The following is a 5,692-nucleotide window of genomic DNA, read 5'->3' as shown; positions in this document are numbered from 1 at the left end:
TTATACTATAAATTCAACTTTGCAACAGAACCCTAATTCCCTCACTATTACAAATAGTGAGGGAATTTTTATGATGATGGTTTTAAATATGTCTTTATTGCTTGTAAAACGACGTTTTTTAAGTTGTCTTGTAATTCATCTTTATAGTTATGTTCACGTTCATTAAGGTCTAATGAGCGTATCTGAAGCGTGTCTATAACACCTGTGACTAAACCTTTTTTAGTTTTCACTTCGATATCTAATGGATAACGTTTTTCACGATTTGTAATTGGTAATACCCAAACAAAATCTGTTCCTTTAATGGTCATATTGTTATTCACGATTAAGCATGGTCTAATTTTTTGTTTTTCACGACCTCGAGTGGGGTCTAGGTCAATATAGTATATATCAAATTGTTTGATACTCATATTTCACGACCTACACTTTCTCCAAAATCAATTTCTGACTCGGTGTATCTACCACCATTTTTGAAAAAGTTTGTGATCTCATCTTCAATCGATTCTTCTTTCTTTTTGATAAACAAACCACCATTGATTTCAGATACTTCAACCTTATCTCCTACTTCAAAATCAGCAAGTTGTATGGTTTGTTTGCTTAAACTGATTGCTTTACTGTTTCCACTTTTGAATATGCGTTCAGATGTTTTAATCATAATTATCATCTCCTTATATTCATTATATCAAAATATACTTACTTATGTAAATACATTACAAGTATAAAAAAGAGTAGCAACTCGAAAGTTACTACTCGAAAGACACTTCATATTTTTATAGATATATTATTCTCGACGATAAATCGTTTGAAACGTTGCAATAAATATTACTTATTTTTATCTTTATCTTTCTTACTTGTTGCTAAAAAGTATAAAGGTGTTAGTAATGCGAGTACTAACATTAAATAACGTCTTAATGTTTCGTGGCTGTTGTCCCACGGTATGAAGAATAAAATAAGCATTACTATTATAATTAATATGAGAAAAACTTGTTTCTTTCTGATATTATCACCTCTTATAATACAATCAATACAAAGGCTTTAGCTATGTAATAAGCTAATGTTTTATTAAAGCCTAATTTATTTTGTAATCCTTTGGCAATTGCGTCTGTAATTGTTCCACCAAAGCCTGTGATGTAGTCACAGAATTTAAAGATTGATTGGTAATGTAAGAAAGCAACTTTGACGCCTGCTCTTTTTTCAACTTGTTTTATGTAACCATCCCATGCTTTTTGTCCGACTTTTTTAGCAGTTGCTTTAATTGCTTTAGCACCTGCTTTAGCTCCTAATGTAGCTTTACCTCTTTCAGATTGACCGTTAGCAAGTTGTTTAGCGTCACGTTCCATTTTGTCATATACGCCAGCTTTTTGGAAAGCTTCTTTGTTTTGATGTAAGCCTTCAAGTGCGCCTTCGCCTATTTTTTGAAGCTGTTCAGAAGCCTGTTGAATCTCTTGTTGATTTTGTTCGTAAGCCTTTGCTTCATTTGTTGTAAATAGAATAGTTGGAGCCATTATGCCTACTGCCATCAGACTAGATGAGATTTTTAGAATTTTACTATTCATACAAATTACCTCCAATAATTATTCTTGCTATAAAATTATCATAGTATGATTAGAATAATTATTTTAATTCTTAAGTGTACGAATTATATGCGTAAGTGATTTAATTCTTTTATATTTTAGAGTGAAAATGTTAAAAAAATATAAAAAAGGAACACACTTGATATAAGAACAATAAGACGTTTTATTAATGAATAATTTTTATCCATAAGGAAACACACCTTTCAATATTTTTAATTTTTAACCACACGATATACGGTTGATCTACTGACGCCAGTTGCTTCGGCTATTTGTTCTCCGGTCATTTTTTGTTCATCATATAAAAACTTAATTTCTCTTTTTTTATGGTCAGGCATGGGTGGACGCCCACCGATGCGCCCTCTCGCTCTTGCAGAAGCAAGCCCCTTTTTAGTACGTTCGCTTAAAAGATTGGCTTCAAGTTCAGCAAAAGCACTCATCATCGTAAAAAACATTTTTCCCATTGCATCCTTAGTATTGATATTCATATCAATAATCTGTAATTCGATGTTATTGTTTTCTAACCATTGAGCCAATTCTATTAACTGTTTTGTTGTTCGACCTAAACGATCAAGTTTATAAACAACTAATGTATCTCCTTCACGTAAATACTCTAGACATTTGTCTAACTCTGATCTTTTCGTTTTTCGACCACTCACTTTTTCTTTAAATATTTTTGAACAGCCAAAGTTTTTTAAAGTATCGATTTGGCTATCTAAACTTTGATCTTGTGTTGAAACACGAGCGTAACCAATTTTAGCCATTTGTACACCACGCTTTATTAAATTTTGTTATTTGTTTCACTATTACTGTATCATATCTCATGAAGTAAAGGTAAAATAAGACTTTGTTAATAATACAAGATATGATACTTGTAAGTAAAAAAATAGAAGTTGTCTTAAAATGCTTTATTTTTATGAATTTATGTGAGATAAAATCGATGAAACAAAGATTCATTATTACTTAGCTACTTATTTGTTTCAAAAACGAACGTTTATGATATTATAGAGTTCGTTATTGTACTCAATCTCAATAAATGTTTTTATAATAAATGGAAGGATTAAGGAGGTTGTATGTATGAAAAATATTAATAATACAAGTGAAATTGATAACAGCTATGTTTTGTCGGCTTTAAGTTATTTAAGTATATTTTTTGCACCTATAGTTTTACCTTTATTTACATGGATATTAGCTGATGAGCCTACATCTATACACGGAAAAAAAGCATTAACTAATCACATATTTGCATGGATTTGCTTTTTTGTTGGCAGAGGTGCTTTTATCTTTTCGAAAGAGATTTATGATAAACCTTTTAATCATCAATTATTGATCTCTGTTATATTTATAATAATTACAATTCTATTTTTCTTAATTGCTCTAGTATTATATGTATTCAATATCATTAAAGGTGTTAAAATATTATTAAAAAAGTAAACTTCTTTAATTTAATCTGAGCTTAATGTCACTTTAATTTGGAAGTCAATCCGTGTAAAGTTGAATATAAGCGAGCATACTACAATATATTTCGTATACTTAATAGCGAATGTTTATCTAAGTGTCCCAGTTTTTATTTATAAGACTGGGATTTTTTGCGATAAGTATAGTTATAATGCAAAGTTAGTCTGACATACTCATATTTCAATATTAGTTGCATTACCAATTGTTTTTTTAATATTATCTTTAGCTTGTTCAAACTTATCTTTAGCCATCATTGTACCTTCTTAAAAGTTGAAATAATTTGTTTCGTATCGACAATACAGCATATGGTCAATATAAATTCACATTATAAGTCATTTTATGGTAAAGGCAACGTTTTGGAACAGTAAAAAGACATAATGCCACAAAAACCCCCGATTATTTTATAAATCGGGGGTTAGTTAAATCGTAGATACTATCTTTAACTATTATTTTTAAGTGCGTCATAGATAGCATCATCACATGTAACATCCTTTTTTTCCAATATTATCACCATTTATTTCCAAACCGCTATAATGAATAGGAGACCAATCTTTGTTAGGATGATCATTATCTAGTTGAGTATCATAATTCCATAGTGACCATGATATTTGAGTACCATTTTATATGAAGGAGATGGTTTACATATACGAACGTATGTTCTGTTATATAGTTGAGGTGTTTGTATATGATTCCTAAACAATATGAGGGCGAAACGGATTATCGTAAGATTCCTAGAGAGTATTTAGATTCTAATGTTCCTAAAGGCAGAGGGTTTGTTAAATGGCTAGCTTTTAAGACAATTCCTGAGCAATACCAGCAATTAGATCAGTATATGAAAGATCAAAACAAAAGTGAACGGCCTGAATTTTTTGAAGATCAACTTGATGTACTAAATGAAAAAGTATATTGGAAAATGCATAGTGGAGAAAAAGCTATTATTACGTATTGGAAGCAAGGATATTTTTACGCTCACCAAGCCTACATTAAAAATGTAGATATACTTAAGCAATCGATGATTATAAGTAACGAAGGTGGCAATGAAACAATGGAAATACCGATGAAGGACATCCAAAATATTGAATAAGAAAAGCCACTCGTTCAGAGTGGCTTAAAATTTAACTATACTTAGGGAAAAACAGAACAAAAGAAAAGGATTAGGATTTACCTAAATTCACTATACCATATATCTAATAGTTTAAAAAAGATTGCAAAGCTCTACTTTTTGAACTTATCAATAACTTCGGATGCTTTATCTTTAGCGTTATCAACAACCTCTTTTGCTTTGCCAGACGCTTTATCTTTTTTACCATCTTGTTCTAAATCTTCATTATTCGTTGCATTACCAACTGTTTCTTTAATATTACCTTTAGCTTGTTCAAACTTATCTTCAGCCATCATTGTACCCCCCCTTAAATGTTGAAATAATTTGTTTGGTAACGATAATATAGCATATAGTCATCACAAATTCATACTATACGCTTTTTGTATTATAGGTTAGTTTTGGCCACAGTATATACAAAGGAAAAAGCCTAATGAATTCCTCATTAGGCTTTTGTAGTGTAATTCAAACATGGAGCACACCTAAAACATAATACATATAGTAAGATCAATCAAGAGAAAAAAGTTTGATTAATACTTTTGGCAAGTGGCTAATGTGCTTCATTAGCCACTTGTGCATTTTCTATAAAAAAATGCTAATGAAAATGAAGGGAAGTGAAGAATCACTTCCCTATTTATTTGGAATTTTATTATTTATTTTTTCGTGTTGCACGCTCACACGCATCATCTTTGATGATGCTATTAACAAGTCTATTCGATCTGACAAGGCGCAAAAATTTTTCTTTGAGGCATACGCCAGTCGAAAAATATTTTAGCTTGTCTCCTTGTCATCTCTCATGACGACTTGTTGTTGTGGCTTTGCAACACAGAAAAAATTAAATAAATAATAAAAAAGTAAAGGAGGTGATGTCCAACGAGATGTGGTGGTTGGTTGGGTATTGAAAGAGAAATTGAAGGAGGTGGTTTCTCGTGAAGAACTCCACGAAAAAGCTCCTAATAAGTATTATAAACTTATTAAGAGCTATCGTGACTTTAATTACAGAATTACTAAGATAATTCTGTAAGGAGGAGATTGGGCTCCTCCTTCAATTTAATTTTATTATATCATATAAAGGAGTATTTACAATGAAAGAAAAGATTATAACTCTATTAAAAGTGGTAAGTGTTTTATTAGCGTTATTCAATTTGGTATTAGAGTTTTCATTACTTAATGAACATGAAAATAATTAATATATTTTTGTAATAGGTGTGTGGAGTATGACAAATACTAAGGAGTTTATTAATGATTATTTGCTCATATGTAAAAATATAAGAAATTATAAATTGCGAGAATTTGAAGAGACATTGAATATACAAGAAGGATTATTTGATTCAAATCTGAAATGTCCTTTGGCTTACACAACAATTGGAGAAGAAGAAAATATTGAAGTTCAAGTCACTTTAGACCTTGAAAATATGAGAATAGTTAGAGAAGTAATATTCCGGTTTGATGAGCACAAACAATGTAAGAAAATACAAACTGATGTTTTTAAAGATACAAAAGAAGTTGTTGATTTCACTTCACATATTCACTTTGGTTCTGTTGCAAAGTTGAATTTATAATATAA

General features: G+C 30.3%; 9 protein-coding genes. 3 read left to right on the top strand and 6 right to left on the bottom strand.

The genetic code is table 11. The features are described 5' to 3' along the window. Positions 1-68 precede the first annotated feature (68 nt). From HMPREF2642_RS01235 to HMPREF2642_RS01220, 5 genes are all read right to left on the bottom strand, one after another. Positions 69-407, bottom strand: a complete 339-nt coding sequence (locus HMPREF2642_RS01235; protein ID WP_070597573.1) for a type II toxin-antitoxin system PemK/MazF family toxin — start codon at positions 405-407, stop codon at positions 69-71. Then, positions 404-652: an AbrB/MazE/SpoVT family DNA-binding domain-containing protein gene (locus tag HMPREF2642_RS01230; protein ID WP_070597571.1), complete on the bottom strand. Its 249-nt coding sequence runs from the start codon at positions 650-652 to the stop codon at positions 404-406. The genes HMPREF2642_RS01235 and HMPREF2642_RS01230 overlap by 4 nt, the downstream gene beginning before the upstream one ends. Before the next feature lie 167 nt (positions 653-819). Continuing rightward, positions 820-954, bottom strand: coding sequence for a hypothetical protein (locus tag HMPREF2642_RS11785; protein WP_256276627.1), 135 nt, complete (start codon positions 952-954; stop codon positions 820-822). A 53-nt stretch (positions 955-1,007) separates the two neighbouring features. Further along, the gene (locus HMPREF2642_RS01225; protein ID WP_070597569.1) at positions 1,008-1,553 is read right to left on the bottom strand and encodes a hypothetical protein; all 546 of its coding nucleotides are present in this window, start codon (positions 1,551-1,553) and stop codon (positions 1,008-1,010) included. A 230-nt stretch (positions 1,554-1,783) separates the two neighbouring features. Then, the gene (locus tag HMPREF2642_RS01220; protein WP_002502806.1) at positions 1,784-2,332 is read right to left on the bottom strand and encodes a recombinase family protein; all 549 of its coding nucleotides are present in this window, start codon (positions 2,330-2,332) and stop codon (positions 1,784-1,786) included. A 313-nt stretch (positions 2,333-2,645) separates the two neighbouring features. On the opposite strand from HMPREF2642_RS01220, the gene HMPREF2642_RS01215 reads away from it, so the two are divergent. Both HMPREF2642_RS01215 and HMPREF2642_RS01210 read left to right on the top strand, forming a co-directional pair. Further along, positions 2,646-3,002 (top strand): magnetosome magnetite crystal formation protein family, encoded by a 357-nt coding sequence (locus tag HMPREF2642_RS01215; RefSeq protein ID WP_070597566.1) that lies wholly within the window; start codon positions 2,646-2,648, stop codon positions 3,000-3,002. 709 nt (positions 3,003-3,711) lie between these two features. Then, positions 3,712-4,110 carry a YolD-like family protein gene (locus HMPREF2642_RS01210; RefSeq protein ID WP_070597564.1) on the top strand — a complete coding sequence of 133 codons (399 nt, stop codon included), beginning with the start codon at positions 3,712-3,714 and terminating at the stop codon, positions 4,108-4,110. 131 nt (positions 4,111-4,241) lie between these two features. Here HMPREF2642_RS01210 and HMPREF2642_RS01205 read toward each other — a convergent pair whose 3' ends face one another. After that, positions 4,242-4,421 carry a CsbD family protein gene (locus HMPREF2642_RS01205; RefSeq protein ID WP_070597576.1) on the bottom strand — a complete coding sequence of 60 codons (180 nt, stop codon included), beginning with the start codon at positions 4,419-4,421 and terminating at the stop codon, positions 4,242-4,244. Between the two features lie 921 nt (positions 4,422-5,342). Between HMPREF2642_RS01205 and HMPREF2642_RS01200 the strand changes: the two genes are divergently transcribed. Continuing rightward, positions 5,343-5,687, top strand: coding sequence for a hypothetical protein (locus HMPREF2642_RS01200; protein WP_070597562.1), 345 nt, complete (start codon positions 5,343-5,345; stop codon positions 5,685-5,687). Positions 5,688-5,692 lie beyond the last annotated feature (5 nt).

The organism is Staphylococcus sp. HMSC055A09 (genome assembly GCF_001809655.1).
GTDB classification, from domain to species: Bacteria; Bacillota; Bacilli; order Staphylococcales; family Staphylococcaceae; genus Staphylococcus; species Staphylococcus capitis.
Note: the sequence above shows the minus strand (reverse complement) of the source record. Positions and strands in the feature narration are given on the sequence as shown.